At 74.2% G+C, this 21,644-nt stretch carries 17 protein-coding genes and 2 tRNA genes; 12 read left to right on the top strand and 7 right to left on the bottom strand.

Going from position 1 to position 21,644, the window contains the following annotated elements:
- Positions 1–18: 18 nt before the first annotated feature.
- Positions 19–3,735, top strand: a complete 3,717-nt coding sequence (gene gyrA, locus O7633_RS19085; RefSeq protein WP_348776340.1) for an intein-containing DNA gyrase subunit A — start codon at positions 19–21, stop codon at positions 3,733–3,735.
- A 3-nt stretch (positions 3,736–3,738) separates the two neighbouring features.
- The gene (locus O7633_RS19090; protein ID WP_282323394.1) at positions 3,739–4,656 is read left to right on the top strand and encodes a DUF3566 domain-containing protein; all 918 of its coding nucleotides are present in this window, start codon (positions 3,739–3,741) and stop codon (positions 4,654–4,656) included.
- A 130-nt stretch (positions 4,657–4,786) separates the two neighbouring features.
- Here the strand turns inward: O7633_RS19090 and O7633_RS19095 are convergent, their stop codons facing one another.
- Complete coding sequence (locus O7633_RS19095; protein ID WP_282323395.1) at positions 4,787–6,172, bottom strand: hypothetical protein; 1,386 nt, start codon at positions 6,170–6,172, stop codon at positions 4,787–4,789.
- 259 nt (positions 6,173–6,431) lie between these two features.
- Between O7633_RS19095 and O7633_RS19100 the strand changes: the two genes are divergently transcribed.
- The 3 genes from O7633_RS19100 (at position 6,432) to O7633_RS19110 (ending at position 6,796) form a co-directional block, all read left to right on the top strand.
- Positions 6,432–6,505: transfer RNA gene (locus O7633_RS19100), tRNA-Ile, on the top strand.
- A 43-nt stretch (positions 6,506–6,548) separates the two neighbouring features.
- Positions 6,549–6,677: a DLW-39 family protein gene (locus O7633_RS19105; protein ID WP_218107428.1), complete on the top strand. Its 129-nt coding sequence runs from the start codon at positions 6,549–6,551 to the stop codon at positions 6,675–6,677.
- A gap of 43 nt (positions 6,678–6,720) precedes the next feature.
- Positions 6,721–6,796, top strand: a tRNA-Ala gene (locus tag O7633_RS19110).
- Between the two features lie 111 nt (positions 6,797–6,907).
- Here the strand turns inward: O7633_RS19110 and O7633_RS19115 are convergent.
- A complete protein-coding gene (locus O7633_RS19115) occupies positions 6,908–7,687 on the bottom strand; it encodes an HAD family hydrolase (RefSeq protein ID WP_282323396.1) in 780 nt (259 codons plus the stop codon).
- Positions 7,688–7,790: 103 nt separating this feature from the next.
- Between O7633_RS19115 and O7633_RS19120 the strand changes: the two genes are divergently transcribed.
- Positions 7,791–8,756 carry an L-threonylcarbamoyladenylate synthase gene (locus O7633_RS19120; protein ID WP_282328597.1) on the top strand — a complete coding sequence of 322 codons (966 nt, stop codon included), beginning with the start codon at positions 7,791–7,793 and terminating at the stop codon, positions 8,754–8,756.
- Between the two features lie 172 nt (positions 8,757–8,928).
- Positions 8,929–9,351 carry a CBS domain-containing protein gene (locus tag O7633_RS19125; RefSeq protein ID WP_282323397.1) on the top strand — a complete coding sequence of 141 codons (423 nt, stop codon included), beginning with the start codon at positions 8,929–8,931 and terminating at the stop codon, positions 9,349–9,351.
- On the opposite strand, the gene O7633_RS19130 is transcribed toward O7633_RS19125, so the two are convergent.
- Positions 9,352–13,830, bottom strand: a complete 4,479-nt coding sequence (locus O7633_RS19130; RefSeq protein ID WP_282323398.1) for an HAD-IC family P-type ATPase — start codon at positions 13,828–13,830, stop codon at positions 9,352–9,354. It lies immediately after the preceding gene.
- Positions 13,831–14,078: 248 nt separating this feature from the next.
- Between O7633_RS19130 and O7633_RS19135 the strand changes: the two genes are divergently transcribed.
- From O7633_RS19135 to O7633_RS19150, 4 genes are all read left to right on the top strand, one after another.
- Positions 14,079–14,339, top strand: coding sequence for a hypothetical protein (locus tag O7633_RS19135; protein ID WP_176734916.1), 261 nt, complete (start codon positions 14,079–14,081; stop codon positions 14,337–14,339).
- Between the two features lie 166 nt (positions 14,340–14,505).
- Positions 14,506–16,035: an MFS transporter gene (locus tag O7633_RS19140; RefSeq protein ID WP_282323399.1), complete on the top strand. Its 1,530-nt coding sequence runs from the start codon at positions 14,506–14,508 to the stop codon at positions 16,033–16,035.
- Positions 16,036–16,192: 157 nt separating this feature from the next.
- On the top strand, positions 16,193–16,387 hold the full coding sequence (locus tag O7633_RS19145; protein WP_074475710.1) for a hypothetical protein: 195 nt from the start codon (positions 16,193–16,195) through the stop codon (positions 16,385–16,387).
- A 170-nt stretch (positions 16,388–16,557) separates the two neighbouring features.
- Positions 16,558–17,118 carry a YbaK/EbsC family protein gene (locus O7633_RS19150; protein ID WP_282323400.1) on the top strand — a complete coding sequence of 187 codons (561 nt, stop codon included), beginning with the start codon at positions 16,558–16,560 and terminating at the stop codon, positions 17,116–17,118.
- A 68-nt stretch (positions 17,119–17,186) separates the two neighbouring features.
- Here O7633_RS19150 and O7633_RS19155 read toward each other — a convergent pair whose 3' ends face one another.
- From O7633_RS19155 to O7633_RS19170, 4 genes are all read right to left on the bottom strand, one after another.
- A complete protein-coding gene (locus tag O7633_RS19155) occupies positions 17,187–17,813 on the bottom strand; it encodes a DsbA family oxidoreductase (RefSeq protein WP_282323401.1) in 627 nt (208 codons plus the stop codon).
- 20 nt (positions 17,814–17,833) lie between these two features.
- Entirely contained in the window at positions 17,834–18,262 is a 429-nt protein-coding gene (locus O7633_RS19160) for a SufE family protein (protein WP_282323402.1), read from the bottom strand.
- Positions 18,263–18,403: 141 nt separating this feature from the next.
- The gene (locus tag O7633_RS19165; protein ID WP_074475706.1) at positions 18,404–18,829 is read right to left on the bottom strand and encodes a CBS domain-containing protein; all 426 of its coding nucleotides are present in this window, start codon (positions 18,827–18,829) and stop codon (positions 18,404–18,406) included.
- Between the two features lie 58 nt (positions 18,830–18,887).
- Positions 18,888–20,657, bottom strand: coding sequence for a proline--tRNA ligase (locus O7633_RS19170; RefSeq protein ID WP_282323403.1), 1,770 nt, complete (start codon positions 20,655–20,657; stop codon positions 18,888–18,890).
- A 218-nt stretch (positions 20,658–20,875) separates the two neighbouring features.
- Between O7633_RS19170 and O7633_RS19175 the strand changes: the two genes are divergently transcribed.
- Entirely contained in the window at positions 20,876–21,643 is a 768-nt protein-coding gene (locus O7633_RS19175) for an SGNH/GDSL hydrolase family protein (protein ID WP_282323404.1), read from the top strand.
- The last annotated feature ends 1 nt before the right edge of the window (position 21,644 follow it).

Below are 21,644 nucleotides of genomic sequence, written 5' to 3' on the forward strand. Positions count from 1 at the left end.
ACCCCCGCCGCCGCAGTCGTGGCGCACGACCGGATCGAGCCGGTCGGCCTTGAGGTGGAGATGCAGCGCTCCTACCTCGACTACGCCATGAGCGTCATCGTCGGGCGGGCGCTGCCGGACGTCCGGGACGGGCTCAAGCCGGTCCACCGCAAGATCCTCTACGCCATGTTCGACTCCGGCTACCGGCCGGACCGCGGCTACGTGAAGTGCTCCCGCGTCGTCGGCGACGTGATGGGTCAGTTCCACCCGCACGGCGACTCGGCGATCTACGACGCGCTCGTCCGGATGGCGCAGCCCTGGTCGCTGCGCTACCCGCTGGTCGACGGCAACGGCAACTTCGGTTCGCCCGGAAACGACCCGGCTGCGGCGATGAGATACTGCATCACCGCAAATGTCCGTATTCGTACCGCCGATGGCGCGGTCCGGATCGGCGACGTCGTTCCCGACGCCGCGCCGAGCAGCGAGACCGACATCGAGCTGAAGGTCCGCGACCGCAACGGCGACCTGGTCCGCGCCAGCAAGTTCTTCCACTCCGGCGAGCACCCGACGCTGCGGCTGCGCACCCGCGAGGGGTACGAGCTGACCGGCACCCACAACCACCCGGTCCTCTGCCTGGTCGACGTGGCCGGCGTGCCGACCCTGCTGTGGAAGCTGCTCGCCGAGATCGGCCCCGGCGACCGGGTGGTCATCCAGCGGACGGTGCCGGACGAGATCGGCTACCCGATGCTGGAGCACGTCGAGGCGGCCGTCCTCGCCGGCGCGTTCGTCAGCGAGGGCTGGGTGTCCGAGGGCCGGGCCGGCTTCAACAACACCGACCGCGAGTTCTTCGTCCGGGTTCTCGCGGCCTACGACCTCGCCGTCGGCGGCCCGCGCTACGTCAGCCAGCGCACCATCGCCTCCGGCAGCCTGCTGCACGAGCTCGATGTCCAGGACCTCTCCGCGCTGCGGGAGAGCATCCTCGGCGAGCTGGTCGGGGCGCGGAGTGCCGCGAAGTTCGTGCCGGAGTTCGTCTGGCGGGGGCCGGCGGCGATCAAGCGGGCCTTCCTCCAGGCGCTCTTCGAGGGCGACGGCTCGTCGTCGCTGCTGCCCCGCAACACCATCCAGATCTCGTACTCGACCCGCAGCGAGCGGCTGGCCCGTGAGGTGCAGCAGCTCCTGCTGGAGTTCGGTGTCATCAGCCGGCAGTGCCGGTACGACAACGGCGAGATCAAGGTCGTGGTGACCAACCGCCGCGACGCCCGGATCTTCGCCCAGCAGGTCGGCTTCCTCGGCCGCAAGCAGGCCAAGCTGGAGTCGGAGCTGGCCCAGGTGCCGGCGAGCAGCACCGCCCTCTCCGGCGACTACGTGCCGCTGGTCGGCGACTTCGTCCGCGAGCACGGCGCCACCCGGTGGACCGAGCGGGACTGGCTGCGCCGGCACAACGTGGACCGGATCGAGCGCTGGGAGCGGGATCGCGACGAGATCGTGGCCCGGATCACCGAGCGCGAGGTGCTCGACGTGGTCGAGCCGCTGGTCGACGGCCGGTTCTACTACGCCGAGGTGGCCAGCGTCACGGACGCCGGGGTGCAGCCGGTCTACAGCATCCGGGTGGACACGGACGACCACTCGTTCGTCTCCGACGGTTTCGTCAGCCACAACACGGAGTGCAAGCTCGACCCGCTGGCGATGGAGATGCTGCGGGACATCGACGAGGACACCGTCGATCTCCAGGACAACTACGACGGCCGGGCCAAGGAGCCCACCATCCTGCCGTCGCGGATCCCGAACCTGCTGATCAACGGCTCCGAGGGCATCGCGGTCGGCATGGCCACGAAGATCCCGCCGCACAACCTGCGCGAGATCGGCGCGGCGGTGCAGTGGTGCCTGGAGAACCCGGACGTCGACGAGGCGACGACCCTCGACGCGCTCATCGAGATCGTCAAGGGTCCGGACTTCCCCACCCACGGTCTGATCGTGGGCACCCAGGCGATCCGGGACGCGTACCGCACGGGTCGTGGGTCGATCCGGATGCGGGCCGTGGTGGAGGTCGAGGAGGACAAGCGGGGCCGCCCGGCGCTGGTGGTCAGCGAGCTGCCGTACCAGGTGAACCCGGACAACCTGGCCGAGCGGATCGCCGAGCTGATCAAGGAGGGCAAGCTCGGGGGCATCGCCGACATCCGGGACGAGTCCTCGGGGCGTACGGGCATGCGGATCGTGCTCGTGCTCAAGCGCGACGCGGTCGCGAAGGTGGTGCTGAACAACCTCTACAAGCACACCCAGCTCCAGGAGACGTTCGGCGCGAACATGCTGGCGCTGGTCGACGGGGTGCCGCGCACGCTCAACCTGGCCCAGTTCATCCGCTACTACGTCGAGCATCAGATCGAGGTGATCCGGCGGCGGACGGCGTTCCGGCTGCGCAAGGCCGAGGAGCGGGCGCACATCCTGCGCGGTCTGAGCAAGGCGCTGGACGCCCTGGACGAGGTGATCGCCCTGATCCGGCGGTCGCCGACGGTGGAGGACGCCCGGCAGGGCCTGATCCGGCTGCTGGAGATCGACGAGATCCAGGCGACCGCGATCCTGGACATGCAGCTGCGTCGGCTGGCGGCCCTGGAGCGGCAGCGGATCCTCGACGACCTGGCGAAGCTGGAGCTGGAGATCGCCGACCTGAAGGACATCCTGGCCAAGCCGGAGCGGCAGCGGCGGATCGTCTCGGAGGAGCTGGGCGAGATCGTCGCGAAGTGGGGCGACGAGCGGCGTACGAAGATCGTGCCGTTCGACGGCGAGGTCTCGATGGAGGACCTGATCGCCCGCGAGGACGTGGTGGTCACGATCACCCGGACGGGATACGCGAAGCGGACGAAGGTCGACCTGTACCGCTCGCAGCGGCGCGGCGGCAAGGGCGTCAGCGGGGCCACGCTGCGGCAGGACGACATCGTCAGCCACTTCTTCGTGTGCTCGACGCACGACTGGATCCTGTTCTTCACGAACAAGGGCCGGGTGTACCGGGCCAAGGCGTACGAGCTTCCGGAAGCCAGTAGGGTAGCCAAGGGCCAACACGTGGCCAATCTGCTCGCGTTCCAAGCGGACGAGCAGATCGCGCAGATCATCGAAATCCCGAACTACCAGGTGGCCCCCTACCTGGTACTGGCCACGAAGAACGGCCTGGTGAAGAAGACGCGGCTCGAGGAGTTCGACTCCAACCGTTCCGGCGGAGTCATCGCGATCAACCTGCGCGATGAGGACGAGCTGGTCGGTGCTGCCCTCGTCGCCCCGTCCGACGATCTGCTGCTGGTGTCGAAGAACGCGCAGGCGATCCGCTTCAACGCCACGGACGAGGCGCTGCGGCCGATGGGCCGGGCCACGTCGGGCGTGATCGGCATGCGGTTCAGCGACGACGACGTCCTGCTGGCCATGGAGGTGGTCCGCGAGGGGCTGGACGTCCTGGTGGCCACGAACGGGGGATACGCGAAACGTACCCCGATCGAGGAATACCCGGTGCAGGGCCGGGGAGGTAAGGGCGTGCTGACTGCGAAGATCACCGAGCGCCGCGGTGGTCTGGTCGGCGCTGTGGTGATCCACCCGGACGACGAGCTGTTCGCGATCACGAGCAACGGTGGCGTCATCCGGACTCCGGTGAAGCCTGTACGCCGTACGCGTGACCGGAACACAATGGGGGTCAAGCTGATGGACCTCCCGGACGGCGTGACTATCGTGGCGATTGCTCGCAATGCCGACGAGCCTGACGAACAGGACTAGTTGATGACGGAGACACAGGCGAAGTCGGGGAACAAGGGGACCTCGGCCAACCCGGTCGACGAGGAGGCCGCCGCGAAGGGCGGCGCACCAGCGACCGGCCGCGCGGCCGTGGGCCGGGCAACCGTCCCCGCCGACGCGCCTGCCCCGAAGTTCACCCGGGCGCCCGGTATGGCGCCGCCGCCGGACTCACCCGGCGACGATTCGGGGGCGAGCGACAAGACCGAGACATCCGGCATCGACGCGCCCACCTCCGCGGCGGCTCCGGCCGTGGCGGCGGGCAGTGCGGCCCGCCCGGCGACGACCCAGCCGATCAGGACCGGCGGCGGGCAGCCGGCGGCCGGCAGCAGCGCCGTCACGGGCACCCTGCCGCGCATCGGGGGCGGCACCACCACCACGAAGCCGCAGCCGGACGGTGCCCGGCCGGCCGGCCTCGGTCGTCCCGCCACCGGGGGCGGGCTGCCGCCGGGGGTGGCCGGTGCGTCGGCCGTCGGGGCCGCCCGCGTGGGTGACGCGGTGCGCGCGGCGCGTACGTCGGTCAGCTCGGCCGCGTCGCGCGGGCCCCGCCGGGCCCGGCTGAACCTCAAGCGGATCGACCCGTGGTCCGTGATGAAGTTCGCGTTCGCCGTCTCCGTCGTGCTGTTCATCGTGGTGGTCGTGGCCACGTCGGTGCTCTACCTGGCGCTCGACGCGATGGGCGTGTTCCAGAGCGTCAACGACAGCCTGACCGACCTGGTGGCCGCAGGCGGGCAGGGCAGCAGCACCTTCCAGATCACCGCCAAGGGCGTGATCCTGAGTTCCGCCCTGATCGGCCTGGTCAACGTCGTGTTGTTCACCGCGCTGGCGACTCTCGGCGCGTTCGTCTACAACGTCTGCGCCGACTTGGTCGGCGGGATCGAGCTGACGCTCGCCGAGCGGGACTGACCGCGTCCGACGCCGGGGCGCGCCGCGTAAAGCGGTCGCCCCGGCGTCGTCTCGTGTTTTGACCGTTCTGTGGGCAGGGTGGTCTGGCGGTGTGGTGTGGGTGTGTTCGTGGTGGTGTGGTTGAGGGCTGTCATTTGCCCTTGTGGACGGCGTTCTTGCGGATGACCGGATAGCGAGTGCGGCGTTTGCGGCGTCTTCCGGCAGGGCGTCCGGGTCCGGGGTGCCCGGGTTTCGCGTGTCCTGGTGGTTGCCAGGCGTTGCGCAGAGCGGGCGAAACCTGTCGGCGTGTCTGGCCGGGGGTCGGGGTTGTGGTGGTGGCGGGTTCCCAGGGCAGCCGGTGGTGGGTGATGTGGTTGCGGGCGCAGAACAGGTGCAGGTAGGCGTAGGCGTGCAGGCGGAGCCAGGTGGTCAGGGTGCCGGGCTGGCGGGGGTGGAAGTCCGGGGCCTGGGCGGTGGTTTTCAAGTAGCGGAAGTAGTGCTCGACGTCGAAGCGGGCCAGGTAGGTCATGACCAGGGTGAGCAGGTCGCGGCGGTGGCCGGAGTACCAGAGTGCGAGGTCGCCGGCGCGGCGGCTGGGGCGCAGGTGCTGGACCCGGGCGAGTAGCACGGTGCCCTCGACGATCGGGAGGGTACCCGGGTCGGTGAATCCGCGGCTGGCGCGGGTGAGTTTGGGGTGGACCTGATGCCAGGCCCGAACGGTGACGATGCCGTAGATGTCGAGTGGTCCGCTGACACCGGCGTCCGGGGTCAGGTCGGGTTCGCGTAGGGCCAGCCGGAACCCGTGCCGGCGGGGCCGGCCTCCGAGTGGGTGAGCGGCCCGGCGTTCGGGTCGGGTCCACATGGTCTGCGAGGTCGCCAGCCTGACCAGGACGTCCGCGGGAATCCCGCGCTCGCGCAGCAGATGGGTGATCCGGGCCGCGGGATAGCCGGAATCCAGCAGGAACAGCGACGGATCGGCCGGGCGGGCCCCGTCCTGGGCGCAGACCCGGGCGATGTGGTCCACGGTGACCTCCACCAGGTCGTCGCCGGAGGCGATCCGGTCGGTCAGGACCGGCACGACCCACGAGTCCGGGGTCAGCGTCAACCGGACGACGTGCTGATACCGCCACCCGGTCCTGATCAGCGCCGCGCCACGCGGGCCGCCCGGGGTGTACTGCGGCTGCCGGTCCGGGCTGGTGGCCGCGTTCGGCCGTGGCCACGCGGTGGTGTCGACGGCATACACCCGGGGCAGGCCGGACCGAGCGGCGATCCGACACGCCGCCCGCAACGCCCGGCCGGTGTCCACCTCACCGTCGCGCAACGCCCTGTACGCCGCGGCGTGCCCGGTGACGGCGCCCAGCGACAGATGCGCCGGACAGCCACACCGGCCCTGATCGGCGGCCAGCTCGTCGACCAGCGTGAACAACGTCCGTGACCGGGACACCAGGACGCCCTCGTACAACTCCCGCCGCCACGCATCCAACAAGATCCGGCCCAGCTCGCCGTCACCAGCACCAGTAGCCGTTACTCTCCTCATCGAGGACCCTGCCCATTGATGATCTTTGTGTGAGAACTCAGATCATGGACAGGGTCCTCCCCATTCCGCTAGACCTCGACCACCACAAATCCCCCCGATGGTCAAAACACGAGTCCGACGCCGGGGCGCGCCGCGTAAAGCGGTCGCCCCGGCGTCGTGCGTCCGGGTAGTTTCGGGGGTACGGCGGGGCGCGTGCTGCTCGGCGGCCCCCGATTTGGGGCGCGGCGGGCGGATGCGTTAACCTTGGCCGTCGCCACGCGGGGCTATAGCTCAGTCGGTTAGAGCGCAGAGCTGATAACTCTGAGGTCGCTGGTTCGATTCCAGCTAGCCCCACCGCACATCGTTCCGACGGCTGTCGAGCGCAAGGGGTCGCCCCATGTTCAAGAAGCTTCTGATTCTGGCCGGCGTCGTCGGTGTGGCTGCCCTGGTCGCTCGCAAGGTCAAGGCCTCCAACGACGAGCGGGCCCTGTGGCACGAGGCGACCACCGCGCCCGACCTGCGCTGACCGTCTCTTCGACTGCCAGCTCCGGGCGGTTCCGCCCGCCCTCGGGGCCCTAGCTCAACTGGCAGAGCACTGCCTTTGCAAGGCAGGGGTTAGGGGTTCGAGTCCCCTGGGCTCCACCAGCACTTTCCTTGGTTGATCTCGGCCCCGAGCGCAGCCATCCGTACAGCCCAGCGTTTCAAGCTGTCCAGCGGCGAGCCCTCGCCCCGTGGTGACGAGGCGTGTCGGCGTCTTCAACGAGGGCGGTCATTCGGCCGTTCGGTGACCTCGCAAGCGCGGAGCAGGGCGAGCAGGCCGTGGCCGTCCTCGACAACGGCGTCCGGGGCGAGCTCGGGCAGGGGCTCCTCGCGGTCGGTGCGCGGTGAGCGCATCAGCACCGCCGCCCCGGCTCCGGCGCGGCGGGCGCAGGCGACGTCGCGGTGCCGGCTGTCGCCGACGAACCAGCAGTCGGCGACCGGCACGCCGAGCGCCCGGGCGGCGAGCCGGGCCAGCTCCGGGTTCGGCTTACGCATCCCCGCCTCGTCGCTGTAGAGCTGCGCGGTGAACAGCGGGCCGAGGCCGGCGGCGGCCAGGAAGTCGCGGGGGGCGGCACCGCAGGTGGTGTTGCTGACGACCGCGAGCGGGAGGCCGGCGCGCGTGGCGGCGGCGAGGGCCGCGGGGATGCCGGGGCGCACGTCCCACTCGGGGTGCCACGTCCAGGCGTACGCCAGCGGGGTCGCCTCCCGGTCGACGGCGGCCCGGGCCGGTGCCGGCCAGCCGCCGGTGACGAACCTGGCCCACACCTGCCGGTGGCTCAGCTCGACGGGGTGCTCCCCGGCGCTCTCCTCGTCGCGCCACCGCCCGTACGCGTGGGCGCCGGCCGTCAGGTCGCGGGCGATCTGCTCGGCGGGGACCGCGCCGTCGACGAGCCGGAACAGCCGTTGCACCAGCTCGGGCGGGTCCGGTGGCGGTGACGGCGCGTCCGCGAGGACCCCACCGAAGTCGAGCAGGAGCGCACGCGGTGTCCGGAGCATGCCCGCATCCTTTCGTACCGGCGGGGAGAGGAGAAGGGGCGAGCCGCCGCCCCCGGGGCGGGCAGGTTAGCGTCGGGGGGTGAGCACCGGATCCCCGCGCGTCCTGCCCGTCGAGAGCGGCATCGCCGAGGCGGCCTCGGTCCTGCGGGCCGGGGGGCTGGTGGCATTTCCCACCGAGACCGTCTACGGGCTGGGCGCGAACGCCCTCGACGCCCGCGCGGCGGCCCGGATCTTCGAGGCGAAGCAGCGGCCGAGCTTCGATCCGCTGATCACCCACCTCGCCGACGCGGCCGACCTGGCCGGGCTGGTGGGGCCGGTGCCCGGGGCCGTGGCGGCGCTGGCCGAGCGGTTCTGGCCGGGGCCGCTGACGCTGATCGTGGACCGTCCCGCCGCGATCCCGCCGATCGTCACCTCGGGGCTGGAGTCGATGGCCGTGCGGGTGCCGGACGAGGCGTCCGCACGGGCGCTGATCGCGGCGGCGGGAGTGCCGGTGGCCGCGCCGAGCGCCAACCGGTTCGGGCAGCTCAGCCCCACCCGCGCCGAGCACGTGGTGGCCGGGCTGGGCGGCGCGGTCGACGTGGTGCTCGACGGCGGGCCGACGCGCTGTGGCATCGAGTCGACCATCGTGGACGCCCGGGGCGGGCGGCCGGTGGTGCTGCGTCTCGGCGCGCTGCCGGTGGAGACCCTGGTCGAGGCGGTGGGCCCGGTGGCCGTACGCCCGGGCAGTTCCGGCAAGCCGGTGGCACCCGGGACGCTGGCCGCGCACTACGCCCCGCGTACCCCGTTGCGGGTGGTGGACGGCACGGAGCCGGCGGCCGGCGACGGTGCCCGGCGGGGTCTGCTGGCCTTCCGGGAGCGGCCGGCGGGCGGCGACTGGGCGGCGGTCGAGGTGCTGTCGCCCGGGGGTGACCTGACGGTGGCGGCGGCCCGGCTCTTCGACGCGTTGCACCGGCTCGACGCGGCCGGGGTGGCGGAGATCGTCGCGGAGCGGGTGCCGGACGTCGGGGTGGGGCGGGCGGTCAACGACCGGTTGGGTCGGGCGGCGGCGACCTGGCGGTCGGACGGCTGACGGGGGCGGTCGGGCGGGCCCTTCGCGGCGGTCGGGTCGCGCATGGGCGGGCGGGGCGGTCGGGTCGCGCATGGGCCGGCGGGGCGGTCGGGTCGCGCATGGGCCGGCGGGGCCGGGGTAGGAGAAGCGGCGGCGACCCCTGGACACCCTCCCGGAAGTGAGGTGCGTGCCGATGCCGACCGCACGCGACATCATGACCAGCGACGTGACCTGCGTCAGCGAGCAGGACGACCTCCGGACGGCCGCCCGGCAGATGGCCCGGTTGGGCGTGGGCGCGCTGCCGATCCGCGGCGACGACAACCGGCTCACGGGCATGCTGACCGATCGGGACATCGTGGTGAAGGTGCTGGCCGAGGGCCGGGACCCGGCCATGGTGACGGCGGGCGAGCTGGCCCAGGGCGAGGCGGTGACGATCGACGCCGACGACGACGCCGCGGAGGTGCTGCGCACGATGGGTCGGCACCGGGTGCGCCGGCTGCCGGTCGTCGACGGTCAGGACCTCGTCGGCATCGTCGCCGTCGCCGACGTGGCCCGGGCGCTGCCCGAGGGGGCGGTGGGCGATCTGATCGAGGCCATCTCCGAGCGCACGCTGTGATCAGGTGTGAGAAGGGGACCCTTCTCGACCGGAGGCGTTAACAAGGGGCCCTTCCTTACCCAGGAGGCGGGTGAGGGTGCCGTTGGCCAGGGTCGCGCCGAGCGCCGAGCCCGCCGCGATGCTCCAGCCGACCGGCCCGAGCGGGGTGCAGCCGAAGAACTGGCTGACCCCCGGCGTCTGCACCACGAGCACCAGCGCCCCGACGGAGGCGGCGGTCGACACGAGCACCGTGGGGCTGGTGCCGCCGGCCAACACGGTCTGCCCGAGCTGGGTGCCGACGAGCGAGGCGAGCGCGACCGTGCCGGCCCGCCGTCGTCGCCCCGTGTACCGGGCGAGCGTCCAGCCCACCGTCGCGCCCAGCGTGGTGGACGCCGCCCGCAGCGCGATCTCCCGGGTCAGCGTCTCGCCGAGCGAGCTGTCCGGGCCCTCCCGCAGCAGGTGGTCGGCGTGGCCGTCGGCGGGTGGCCGGACCGCGATGGCCAGCGCCGGCGCCAGGTCGGTGAGCAGGTTGACCAGGAGCAACTGCCGACCGTTGAGCGCGGACCGGCCGGTGCTGGCCGCGCTCAGCACGCTGAACGCGATCTCGCCGAGGTTGCCGCCGACGAGGATGCTCAGCGCGTGCCGGACGGAGGACCACATGGCCCGTCCCTCGACGAGGGTGGCGATGATGGTCTCCAGCCGGTCGTCGGTGACCACCAGGTCGGCGGCGGCGCGGGCGGCGGGGGTGCCCCGCTGGCCGAGGGCGATGCCGACGTCGGCGAGCCGGATCGCCGGGGCGTCGTTGGCCCCGTCGCCGGTCATCGCCACGGTCCGGCCGTTGCGCTGCAACGCCTGGATGATGCGTACCTTGTGGGCGGGGGTGCAGCGGGCCACCACGTCGACGCGGGTCAGTCGTTCGGCGAGCGCGTCGTCGTCGAGCCGGTCCAGGTCGGTGGCGGTGGCCACCCGCTGCTCGCCGTGGTCGGGGCTGATGGTGGCGGCGATCGCCTCGGCCGTCGCCGGGTGGTCCCCGGTGATCATGATGGTGTGCACGCCGGCCTGCCGGATCCGGCGGACGGCGGGCGCGGCGGACTCGCGTACCCCGTCGGCGATCGCCAGCAGGCCGACGAAGACGAGGCCGGTCACGTCGTCGTCGGTCACCGCCTCGGCGGTGACGGGACGCTCGGCGACGGCCAGGACGCGGTGCCCGGCGCCGGCCCGCTCGGCGAGCATCCGGTGCAGCTCGGCCCGGCCGGCGTCGTCCAGCGGCCGGTCGTGCCCGTCGGCGGCGCGCCGGGCGGCGCACCGGGGCACCACCGTCTCCGGGGCGCCCTTGACGCTGAGCAGCAGCCCGCCGCCGGTCCGCCCGACGGTGGCGTGGTAGCCGCGCGACGGCTCGAACGGCAGGCCCCCCGCCGCCTGCCAGCCGTCGGCGCCGGTCCGCTCGTCGACGCCGGCCGCCGCCGCGCCCCGGCGTACCGCCCGGTCGGTCTGCTGGGGCAGCTCGTCGGGGTCGCCGGCCGGGGTGGCGCGCAGCGCGGCGGCCAGGGTCGTCCGCAGCGGCCCGTCCAGCGCCTCCGGCGCGGCGTACCGGGTGCCGCTGCCGTCGCCGACGCCGGCGAGCAGCAGCTTGCCCTCGGTGAGGGTGCCGGTCTTGTCGAAGCACAGCACGTCGACGCGGCCCAGCGCCTCGATGGTGCGGGGGTTGCGGACCAGCGCCCCGTGCTCGGCCAGCCGCCGGGCGGCGGCGAGCTGGGCGGCGCTGACCAGGAACGGCAGGCCCTCCGGCACCGACGCCACCGCCAGGTTCGCGGCGGTCGCCGCCGTCTCCGCCAGGGGTACGCCGCGCAGCAGTCCCGCCCCGGCCACCGCCACCGCCGATCCGGCGGCCAACGGGACGGCCGACTTGGTGAGGTTGCCGAGCCGGGCCTCCACCCCGCTGGCCGGGGGCGACTGCCGGGCCAGCGCGAGGCTGCGTCCCGCCTCGGTGTCCGCGCCGGTGGCGACGACGACGGCGGTGCCGTGGCCGGTGGCGACGGTGGTGCCCTCGTACAGCATGGAACGCCGGTCGGCGACGGCGGCGGCGACCACCGGGTCGGTGGACTTGCCCACCGGCAGCGACTCGCCGGTCAGCGACGACTCGTCGGCCTCCAGCCCGTCCGTGGCGAGCAGCCGGCAGTCGGCCGGCACGGCGTCGCCGGGCCCGAGGACGATCACGTCACCGGGGACCAGTTCCTCGGCGGCGACGGTCCGTTCCGTGCCGCCCCGGCGGACCATGGCGGTGACCGCCGAACGGGACAGCAGCTCGGCCAGCGACCGTTCGGTGTTGCGCTGGTGGACGGCCCCGACCAGGGCGGACCCGCCGACCACCCCGCCGACGAGGGCCGCGTCGACCAGCGAACCGAAGCTCGCGGAGAGCACCGCGCCGGCGGCGAGCACGGGGGTGAGCGGGTTGGCCAGCTCGTCGACGAACGCGCGCAGCAGCCCGGACGGGCCCGGCGTGTCCCCGGTGCGGCTGGCCAGGCGGCGTTGCGCCTCGGCGTCGTCGAGGCCGGCGGGGCCGGTGCCGAGCTGGTGGAGCACCGCGTCGGCCGGCATCAGGTGCCACGCGGTCGGGGCCGGCGGCGCGCTGTCGGCCCGGTCCGGCAGCCGGCCCGCCCGCCACACGCCGTTGAGGAAGGCCAGGGCGGCGGCCCCGTTCACGGCGGCCAGCGTCCGGCCCGGGAGCTGCCGGGGGTCGGCGGTGAACGCGCCGAGCGCGCCGAGCCCGGTGCCGGCCAGGGACAGCCGGATGTTCTGCGCGGTCATCCGGTGGGCCACCCCCGCCGCCTCGATGATCAGTGCGGCGACCCGCAGGTCGGTGCCCACCAGCAGGTGCGCCCCCCACGGCGGCAGGTCGTCGGGCCCGGCCACCCCGAGCCCGCAGTCCGACGCACCCAGCGCCGCCCGGTCGGCCGAGAGCAGCAGCACCACCGCGCCGTCGCGCTGCAACTGGCGCACGGTGTCGACGGTCCGCAGGCCGCCGGGCAGGACGGCGTCGGCGAAGGCGTACCGGCCGTCGTCGTCACCGGCGACCACCAGCCGTAGGCCGGCCTGCCGGGCGGCGGTGGGCAGGGCGTCCACGCCGGGGGCGGGCTCCGGTTCCACCCGGAGCAGCGCGACGAGGCGGTCCGCCTCGGCGAGGCCGAGCAGCGTGCCGCCACCGGAGCGCAGCCGCCGGCTGTCGTCGGTGTCGCCCGGGTCGGTCGCGTCGACGGCGTCCAGGGGGCCGAGCCGCCACCCGTCGGCCCGCTGCACCTGGCCGGGGGCGGCCGGGTCGAACAGCGCGAAGGCGCGGGCGGCCACCTGCCCGGTGTCCGCCCCGGACAGCGGGGCGAGGTCGGCGAGGACGGCCCGCTGCGACCCGAGCACGGCGGCGTCCAGCACCACCGTGTCGATCCGGTCGAGTTCCCGCAGCACGCTGCGGTCCATGGCGATCACGCCGCGCCGGGCGAGCATGCGGCCGAGTTGGGCGGCGTACCCCTCGCGGCCGCTGCCCGGGGCCTTGGGCAGGCTGGAGAGCCCGAGCGCGGCGGCCCGTTTGCCCCCGAGCACCGGCGCCGCCGCCGCCCCGGCCGCCGTGCCCGCCGCCAGCATCCGGGCGACGAATCGCTCGGCGGGCCCGTCCGGCTTCGCGTTCGGGCGTTCGGCCGTCGGGACGCGGGCGACGGCCCGGTCCGGGTCGCCGGTGAGCCGGGGCTCCGCCTTCGCCCAGGCCCTGAGCTGCGCGTGGGCCTCGCCCCACTGCACGACGCGCTGCGCGCCGTCCAGCACGATCCCGGCCCAGCCGCCGGTGAGGCCCTGCACGACCGCCTCGGCGAGCGGGAAGAGGATGTCGGCGCGCGGGTCGGCGCGCAGTCCCCGCCCGGCGAGGGCGTGCAGCTTGGGGTGCAGATCGACGGCGGTGAGCAGGCCGGACACCTCGCCCGGGACCGGGGTGAACGGCAGGATCCGGGTGGCCGCCGAGATGGTCAGGCCGAGCGCGTCCGAGGCGAGCGCGCCGAGGGTGCGGGGGGTGCGCGGCCCGTCCTCGGGCGGGTGCGGGGGCGGGATCTCCGGGTCGGGCTCGTGGTCGCAGGTGCGTTCGCAGCGGGCGATCGTGGTGATGAGGTCGCGCAGCTTCGGTTCCGGTTCCTCGACGGCCACGACCACCCGGCCGGAGGGCGAGTTCACCCGGGCCCAGGCGACCCCGGGCAGCCGTTCCAGCGTGCGTTCCACCTGGCGGGCGAGCCGGTCCCCGCCGTCCTGGCCGACGCCGTGCACCTCGATGTGGTGGCGGCCCGGCCGGGACCAGACCCGGCGACTGGTCAGGCCGGCCGCCCGGGCCAGCCGGGTCGCGGCGCCGCCGACGCTGCGGGACGCGTCGCCCACCAGGTGCGGCACCGTCCGGGTCGCGTCGCCGACCAGGGGCATCGTCACCGACGGCAGGAGGCGGCCGGCGAGCCGGCCCAGCGAGGTCATCGAGCGGTACGGCCGGAGCGCCGCCGGCCGGCTCTCCCGGTGCCGCCGCTGCTCCCGCCGTACGCCATCTCGCCTCCCACGCTCGGTCCCGGCGGGCTGACTTCCCGCCCGCCCGGGCGTCATGCCCCCTTCGTCCGGGAATTTCTCGGCGGTTGCCGGAGAAGTTCCTCCGTCGCTGGCATGGATGCGGCCGACGGTGGAACGCGGCTCGGGTCATGGCCAGCGCGGACGACACAGGGGAGGCCGGGATGAGCACGATCACGCGACACCTCAGCGGGGCGCACGAGATGGTGCGGACGTACAGCCGCCGGGTGGAGGTGCCGATGCTGGGCGAGGTGGCCGTGCCGCCGCCCGACAAGATCGCCTACTACGCCGGCCTCGGGGTGCTCGCCGCGCTCCAGGTCATCGAGTGGCCGCTCGCGCTGGTCATCACCGCCGGGCACCTGCTCGCCGACCAGCACCTGTCCGGGCTGGCGAAGGGGGTCGGGGAGGCGCTGGAGTCCGCCTGACGGTGGACCGTTCGCGGGGTGTGAGAGCCCGGTCACGTCCGGCTTGACCTGAATCCGGGTTGAGGTCGCAGGCTGGGCGCATGCTCATCGAACTGCTGAGGATCGAGGCGAACCGGGAACGACCGGCCGGCGATCGGCGGCGGAAGCCTCCGGTCGCGCCACCGGCGTGGGTCTTCCGCACGGCCGGCCGGCGGTGACCGCCCTCGCGCCCCCGGCCGCCCCGGAGCACCTGTTCGCCCCCGCGCTGCGCGCCATGACGGTGGGCGTGGTGGCCCTGGTGTCGCTGCTGGCCTTCGAGGCGCTGGCCGTCGGCACCGCCATGCCGACCGTCGCCCGCAGCCTCGACGGGCTGTCCCTCTACGGGCTCGCGTTCGGCGGCGCGTTCGCCTCCGGCGTGGTGGGGATGGTGGTCTCCGGGGTGTGGTGCGACGCGCGCGGCCCCCGGGCACCGGTGTGGCACGGGGTGGCCTGGTTCGTGGCCGGGCTGCTCATCGCCGGCACCACGTCGACGATGGGCGTGCTCGTGGCGGGCCGGATGGTGCAGGGCTTCGGCTCGGGCCTGCTGTCGGTGGCCCTCTACGTGGTGGTGGGGCGGGCGTACCCGGAGGCGCTGCACCGGCGCATCTTCGCCGCGTTCGCGGCCGCGTGGGTGGTTCCGTCGCTGGTCGGGCCGGCGATCGCCGGGCTCGTCGTCGAGCACCTCGGCTGGCGATGGGTCTTCCTGGCGGTGCCGGCGGTGGCGGTGCCGGCGCTGCTGCTCGTCCAGCCGGGCCTGCGCAGCCTCGCACCGTCCGCCGTCACCCGCCCGTCGACGGTCGACAGCCCCTCCTCCGCCGCCGTCGCCCGCCCGTCGACCGGCGCGGGGGCCCGGGTCGGCTGGGCCCTCGGGGCGGGGGCGAGCGCCGCACTGCTGCACTACGGGGGGCAGCAGCGCGGCGTGCTCGCGGTCGGCCTGGTCGGTGCCGCGCTGGCGGGCCTGCTCTGCTGCGCCCCACGCCTGCTGCCGGCCGGTTTCCTGCGGGCCGGGCGGGGCCTGCCCACGGTGGTGGGGCTGCGCGGGCTGGCCTCGGCCGCGTTCGCCGGCGCGGAGGTGGTGATCCCGCTGATGCTCTCCCGGGAGCGCGGGCTCACGCCGACCGGCGCGGGCCTGGTCCTGACCGTGGGCGCGCTCTCCTGGTCGGCCGGCTCCTGGTTGCAGGGCCGGCTGCCCGCGCCCGGCTCCGCAGCGCCTGTCACGGCACCGGTCTCCCGGCGCGGTCTCCTGCCCGGGCTGCGGGACCGGCTCGCGCCCCGGTCGCCCGCCACGCTGGTGCGCGCCGGGCTGGCGTGCATCACCGGCGGGACCGCCACGGTGGCGCTCGCGGTGTGGCCGGCGGTGCCGCTGGCGGTGTGCGTGCTCGGCTGGGCCGCCGCCGGGCTCGGGATGGGGCTGCTCTACCCGTCGTTGTCGGTGCTCACCCTGGAGCTGTCCGCCCCGGGCGAGCAGGGCCGCAACAGCTCCTCCCTGCAACTGGGCGACTCGCTGTTCGCGGCGACCGTGCTGGCGCTGACCGGTGCCGTGCTCGCGGCGAGCGCCCATCCCGGCCGGTCGAGCTACGCGGCGACCCTGGTCCTGGCGGCGGCCCTGGCGGGGCTGGGCGTCCTGCTCGCCGGCCGGGTCGTTCCGGCGGGGCCAGCGGCGCGCTCCCTGCCGTGAGCCCCGGGCGGCGAGCCGCCCGGCGGGCGGGCGGCCCCGCCACCGCCGCGAACCCGACGGGCACCCGGAACCTGGGCGGACCACCTCGCCGCCACGTACGGGGGAACCGACCGTAGATGAGAAGTCCCCCCGTTCGACGTCTGCCTACCGTGTCGCCATGTTGGTCCTCGTCTCCACCGTGATCCTCTACGTCGCCGGCTTCGTCTTCCTCTACGGGGTGATCCGGCTCGCCGTACGGCACGCCCTCGAAGACCTGGAGGCCCGCCGGCCCGGCCTGCTGCGCTCCCAGGAGGTCGCCGCCGCGCAGGACCGGACGTTCGTCCGGGAGAACCCGTTCGTCGCGAACGGCTGACCCGGCACCGGTCCCCACGGGGGCGGGGCCGGACGACTCCCCCGGCGGGGCGGGGGGACGCACCGCGGGGCCGGTCCGGGCACGGGGCTGGACCGGGCCCGCGGTGCCATCACCTGTGGTGGGCGTCCCACGGGCGGGCGGGGTCCGGGGGTGCGAGGATCACAGCCGTGATGGGAACGCTGAAGACCGAGCCCGCCCGGAACCGATCGGACCTGCTGGCGTCGCCGGTGGCCGCCGCGCTCGGGCAGTGGCCCGCCGACGCGCCGGTGGACGTCGATCAGGTGCTGGTCGCGCCGATCGACGCGGACCTCGCCGACACCGCCGCGTTCTGCGCCGCGTACGGGGTGGGGCTGGAGGTGTCGGCCAACTGCGTCGTGATCGCCGGGAAACGCGGGAGCGAGACCCGGTACGCCGCCTGTGTCGTCCTCGCCACCACCCGCGCCGACATCAACGGGGTGGCCCGCAGGGCACTGGACGTGCGCAAGGCGAGCTTCGCCCCGATGGCCGAGGCGGTGGAGCTGACGGGCATGGAGTACGGCGGGATCACCCCGATCGGGCTGCCCGGGGACTGGCCGATCCTGGTCGACGCGCGGGTGGTCGCCGCACCGCACGTGATCGTCGGCTCCGGCGTGCGGCACAGCAAGATCGCCCTGCCCGGGCCGGCGCTCGGCGCGCTCCCCGGTGCCCGGGTGGTGGAGGGGCTGGCCAGGCCCGCCCAGCCCACGGCGTAGCTCGATGTCGTTTCACGTGGAACGAGGTCGACGCTGATCGTTGGCCGCCCGGGTCGTGACCCTGCGCGTCAGGCTTCGCGCTGCTCGACCTCGCGCAGGGCGGCGAGCAGGGTCTCCGGCTCCTGCGCGCCGGTGACGGCGTACTTCCCGGCCAGCACGAAGGTCGGCACGCTGGAGACGCCGAGCTCGCGCGCGGCGGCCAGGTCGGCGGCCACCTCGCGGCGGTCGAGGTTCGACTCCAGATGTTCCCGGGCCTCGGTCTCGTCCAGGCCCACCGCGGTGGCCAGCTTCACCAGGGCGTCCCGCGAGCCGATGTCGACACCGTCGGCGAAGTGCGCCCGGTAGAGCGCCTCGACCAGCTCGGCGGAGCGGCCCCGCTCGGCGGCGAACCGGATCAGCCGGTGCGCCTCGAAGGTGTTGGCGTGCACCGCCCGGTCGAAGCGCATGTCGAGCCCCACGCCGGCGGCTACCCGGGTCACCTGGGCGAACATGCCCTCGGCCCGCTCCCGGCCACCGAACTTCGCGGCCAGTGCCTCCACCAGCGGCTTCGGCTCGGAAACCGGCGACGGGTCGAGCTGGAACGGCCGGTACCGGACGGTCACCTCACCGTCGTAGGACTCCAGTGCCTGTTCCAGCCGGCGCTTGCCGATCCAGCACCAGGGGCAGACGACGTCGGCGTAGATCTCGATCTCCATGACCAGCGACAACCCGTCGATCAGGAGATCTGTTCCCGGACCTGGCGCTTGAGCCGGGCCAGGATGGCCGTGCCGCCCCGGACCCGCAGCGGGCTGATCGCCTGCGCCAGCCCCATCCGCTGGTAGAGGTCGTCCGGCACGGCGAGCACCTCGTCGGCGCTCGCCCCGGCCAGCCCCTCGGCGAGGATGCCGGCGAAGGCGCGCGTCGTCGGCGCCTCCGGCGGGCAGTCGAACCAGGTGGTCACCGTCCGGTCCGGGTTGACCTCGGCGCGCAGGAAGAACGCGGTCTGGCACTCGGGGACCTGCTCCATGCCCTCCCGGCCGGCGAGTTCCTCGGGCAGCGGCGGGATGACGTCGGAGTATTCCAGCAGCATCTCCAGCACCACGTCGCGGGGGGCTGCGGCGAACTCGTCGACGATCTCGGCCAGCTTGGTCGGCATCTCGGGCATCCGTTCAGGCTACCGACGGTCGGGCGGCGGCAGCCCGACGGTGGTGCCGGCGGCAGCCCGACGGTGGTGCCGGCGGCAGCCCGACGGTGGTTAAGAAGGGGCCCCTGCTCTACCGGAGGCGTTAACAGGGGGCCCCTCCTTTCACACGGTCGGGGCCTGCTCGCTGATCTCGCTCAGCGCCGAGTTGGGGTCGAGCTGCATGGCGAGGTCGCCGAGGGAGACGATGCCGACGAGCTTGCGTTCGCCGTCGCACACCAGGATGCGCCGGATGCCGCGTTCCCGCATCAGCGCCGCCGCCTCCCCGGCGGTCGCGTGCTGCTCGATCATCACCACCTCCCGGGTGATGACGGAACCGATCGTGGTGGTGGCCGGGTCGCTGCGCTCGGCCACCGCCCGGACCACGATGTCGCGGTCGGTCAGCATGCCGGCGAGGCTCGCGCCGTCGGTGACCACCACGTCGCCGATGTCCGCCTCCTTCATCACCCTGGCCGCCTCGTCCAGGGTGGTCTCCGCGGGCAGGTAGACCACCTGCCTGGTCATCACGTCGCTGACCCGGTAACCGGTCATCTGCGCCTCCGAATACACACCTGTGCCGATCGGTAACCGGTACCCAGTGCGCCGCCCGCTACACCAGCTCGCCCCGGGCGCGTAGCGCGTCGTCGCGCAGCCGGTCGACCAGCCCCGCCAGCGGCAGCTCGGTCCGCTCGCCGGTGGCCCGGTCACGCAGCTCGACGTACCCGTCGGCGAGGCGGCGGCCGACCACGACGGCACGCGGGACGCCGACCAGCTCGGCGTCGGTGAACTTCACCCCGGCGGAGACGTGCGTGCGGTCGTCGACCAGCACCCGCAGGCCGGCGGCGGCGAGGCGTCCGCCCAGCTCCAGCGCCGCGTCGAGCTGCGGCCCCTTCCCCGCCGCCACCAGGTGTACGTCGCACGGGGCGACCGCCGCCGGCCACACCAGGCCCCGGTCGTCGTGGTGCTGCTCGGCGATCGCGGCGACCGCCCGGGACACCCCGATGCCGTAGCAGCCCATGGTGGGGCGGACCGGCTTGCCGGCCGGGCCGAGCACGTCGACGGCGAACGCATCCGTGTAGCGCCGGCCGAGCTGGAAGATGTGCCCGATCTCGATCCCGCGCCGCATGGTGACGGTGCCGGAGCCGCAGGCGGGGCAGGGGTCGCCCGCGCGTACCTCGGCCGCCTCGACGGTCCCGTCCGGGGTGAAGTCCCGGCCGCAGACCACGTCGGTGGCGTGCCGGCCCGGCTCGTTGGCCCCGGTCAGCCAGGCCGTCCCGGGGACCACCCGGGGATCGACGAGATAGCGGACGCCGAGCTTGGCCAGCCGCTGCGGCCCGATGTACCCGCGTACCAGCTCCGGGTGGGCGGCCCAGTCGTCGAAGACCGCCACGGTGGCCGGGGCGAGCGCCGCCCCGACCCGCTTCAGGTCCACCTCGCGGTCCCCGGGCAGGCCCACCACCAGCAGCTCGGTCTCGGCCGCGCCCGGCCGGCGTACGGTCAGCACGACGTTCTTCAGGGTGTCGGCGGCCGTCCAGTCGGCGCGGCCGGCGAGCCGGCGGGTGTTCGCCAGGTCCACCAGCGCGGCGATGGTCGGCGTCTCGGGGGTGTCGTGCACGGCCGACGCCGGGTGCGCGTCGGGGTCGCCGGCCGCCGGGGGCCGGGTGACGACCGCCTCGGTGTTGGCGGCGTGGTCGCAGGCGGTGCAGCCGACGAAGGTGTCCTCGCCGACGTCCGTGGCGGCCAGGAACTCCTCCGACGCCGACCCGCCCATCGCCCCGGACGTCGCGCGGACCACCGTGTACTCCAGCCCGAGCCGGTCGAAGATCCGCCGGTACGCCGCCCGGTGCCGGCCGTAGGCGGCCTGGAGCCCGGCGTCGTCCAGGTCGAACGAGTACGCGTCCTTCATCAGGAACTCGCGCCCGCGCAGCAGCCCGGCGCGGGGGCGGGCCTCGTCGCGGAACTTCGTCTGCACCTGGAACAGCGTCACCGGGAAGTCCCGGTAGGAGGTGAACAGGTCCTTCACCAGCAGCGCGGCCAGCTCCTCGTGGGTCGGGGCGAGCAGGTGCTCGGCGCCCCGGCGGTCGGCGAGGGTGAAGATGTCGTCGCCGTACTCGGTCCACCGGCCGCTGGCGCGGTAGGGCTCGGCCGGCAGCAGCGCCGGGAAGTGCACCTCCTGGTCGCCGATGGCCGTCATCTCGCCGCGGACGATCTCGGTGACCCGGTCCAGCACCAGCTTGCCCAGCGGCAGCCAGGTGTAGCCGCCCGGGGCGGCGCGACGGACGTAGCCGGCGCGCAGCAGGAGCCGGTGGCTCGGCACCTCCGCGTCCGCCGGGTCCTCGCGCAGGGTCCGGAGCAGCAGGGTCGACATGCGCAACAACATCAGCGCAGCGTACGGCCGCGGTGACCGGCCGGGCGACGCGGTTTACCGGCGTGGCCGACCGGAGGCGTCCTCGCCGTCGATGAACTCCCTCACGTTCCCGGTGCCGGGACGATGTGCGCGGGTGGCCGGTGCCAGACTGTCTGACGTTGAGCAGGGGCCCCTGCACGACCGGATGCGTTGACAGGGGGCCCTTCCTTGCTGGCGAGGCGGAGGGTTCGGTGGGCTGGCGCAGTTTCGTGGCGGTGGGGGACAGCTTCACCGAGGGCATGGACGACGCGTACCCGGACGGCACCTACCGGGGCTGGGCGGACCTGGTGGCCACCCGGCTCGCCGCCGAGGCCGGCCCCGACTTCCGGTACGCGAACCTGGCGATCCGGGGCCGGCTCTTCCCCAACGTGGTGGCCGAGCAGGTGCCGGCGGCGCTGGAGATGAAGCCCGACCTGATCAGCTTCGCGGCCGGCGGCAACGACGTGCTGCGCCGCACCTTCGACCCCGACGCGCTGATCGCCCGCTTCGACGACGTGGTCCGGCAGCTCCGTTCCGGGGGCGCGGACGTGGTGCTGTTCCGGTTCGCCGACCTGATGGCCCGGCTGCCCGGGCAGCGGCTCGTCGCGCCCCGGGTGAACGTGCTCAACCGGGCCGTCGGGGAGACCGCCGAGCGGCACGGCGCGATCATGGTCGACCTCTACGCCGACGACGCCTTCGGAAACCCGCTGCTGTGGAGCGCCGACCGGCTGCACCTGTCGGCGGCGGGGCACCGGCGGGTCGCCGCGCACGTGCTGAGCGCCCTCGGCGTCGGCTGCGACGAGGACTGGCTGCTGGTCCCGCCGCACCCCGCGCCGACGCCGTGGCTGGCCGCCCGCGCCGCCGACCTGCGCTGGGCGGGCCAGCATCTGGCCCCGTGGGTCAAGCGCCGGCTCACCGGCCGCTCGTCCGGCGACTCCGTCACCGCGAAGCGGCCCGTGCTCGGCCCGGTCGCCGACTGAC

Source organism: Micromonospora sp. WMMD712 (assembly GCF_029581295.1).
Classification (GTDB): Bacteria; Actinomycetota; Actinomycetes; order Mycobacteriales; family Micromonosporaceae; genus Micromonospora; species Micromonospora carbonacea.

Bases quoted from the DNA above. Each gene is read 5' to 3' on its own strand.
- O7633_RS19090 (WP_282323394.1), top strand. From the start codon at position 3,739: ATGACGGAGACACAGGCGAAGTCGGGGAACAAGGGGACCTCGGCCAAC.
- O7633_RS19095 (WP_282323395.1), bottom strand. From the start codon at position 6,172: ATGAGGAGAGTAACGGCTACTGGTGCTGGTGACGGCGAGCTGGGCCGG.
- O7633_RS19105 (WP_218107428.1), top strand. From the start codon at position 6,549: ATGTTCAAGAAGCTTCTGATTCTGGCCGGCGTCGTCGGTGTGGCTGCC.
- O7633_RS19115 (WP_282323396.1), bottom strand. From the start codon at position 7,687: ATGCTCCGGACACCGCGTGCGCTCCTGCTCGACTTCGGTGGGGTCCTC.
- O7633_RS19125 (WP_282323397.1), top strand. From the start codon at position 8,929: ATGCCGACCGCACGCGACATCATGACCAGCGACGTGACCTGCGTCAGC.
- O7633_RS19130 (WP_282323398.1), bottom strand. From the start codon at position 13,830: ATGACCTCGCTGGGCCGGCTCGCCGGCCGCCTCCTGCCGTCGGTGACG.
- O7633_RS19135 (WP_176734916.1), top strand. From the start codon at position 14,079: ATGAGCACGATCACGCGACACCTCAGCGGGGCGCACGAGATGGTGCGG.
- O7633_RS19145 (WP_074475710.1), top strand. From the start codon at position 16,193: ATGTTGGTCCTCGTCTCCACCGTGATCCTCTACGTCGCCGGCTTCGTC.
- O7633_RS19150 (WP_282323400.1), top strand. From the start codon at position 16,558: ATGGGAACGCTGAAGACCGAGCCCGCCCGGAACCGATCGGACCTGCTG.
- O7633_RS19155 (WP_282323401.1), bottom strand. From the start codon at position 17,813: ATGGAGATCGAGATCTACGCCGACGTCGTCTGCCCCTGGTGCTGGATC.
- O7633_RS19160 (WP_282323402.1), bottom strand. From the start codon at position 18,262: ATGCCCGAGATGCCGACCAAGCTGGCCGAGATCGTCGACGAGTTCGCC.
- O7633_RS19165 (WP_074475706.1), bottom strand. From the start codon at position 18,829: ATGACCGGTTACCGGGTCAGCGACGTGATGACCAGGCAGGTGGTCTAC.
- O7633_RS19170 (WP_282323403.1), bottom strand. From the start codon at position 20,657: ATGTTGTTGCGCATGTCGACCCTGCTGCTCCGGACCCTGCGCGAGGAC.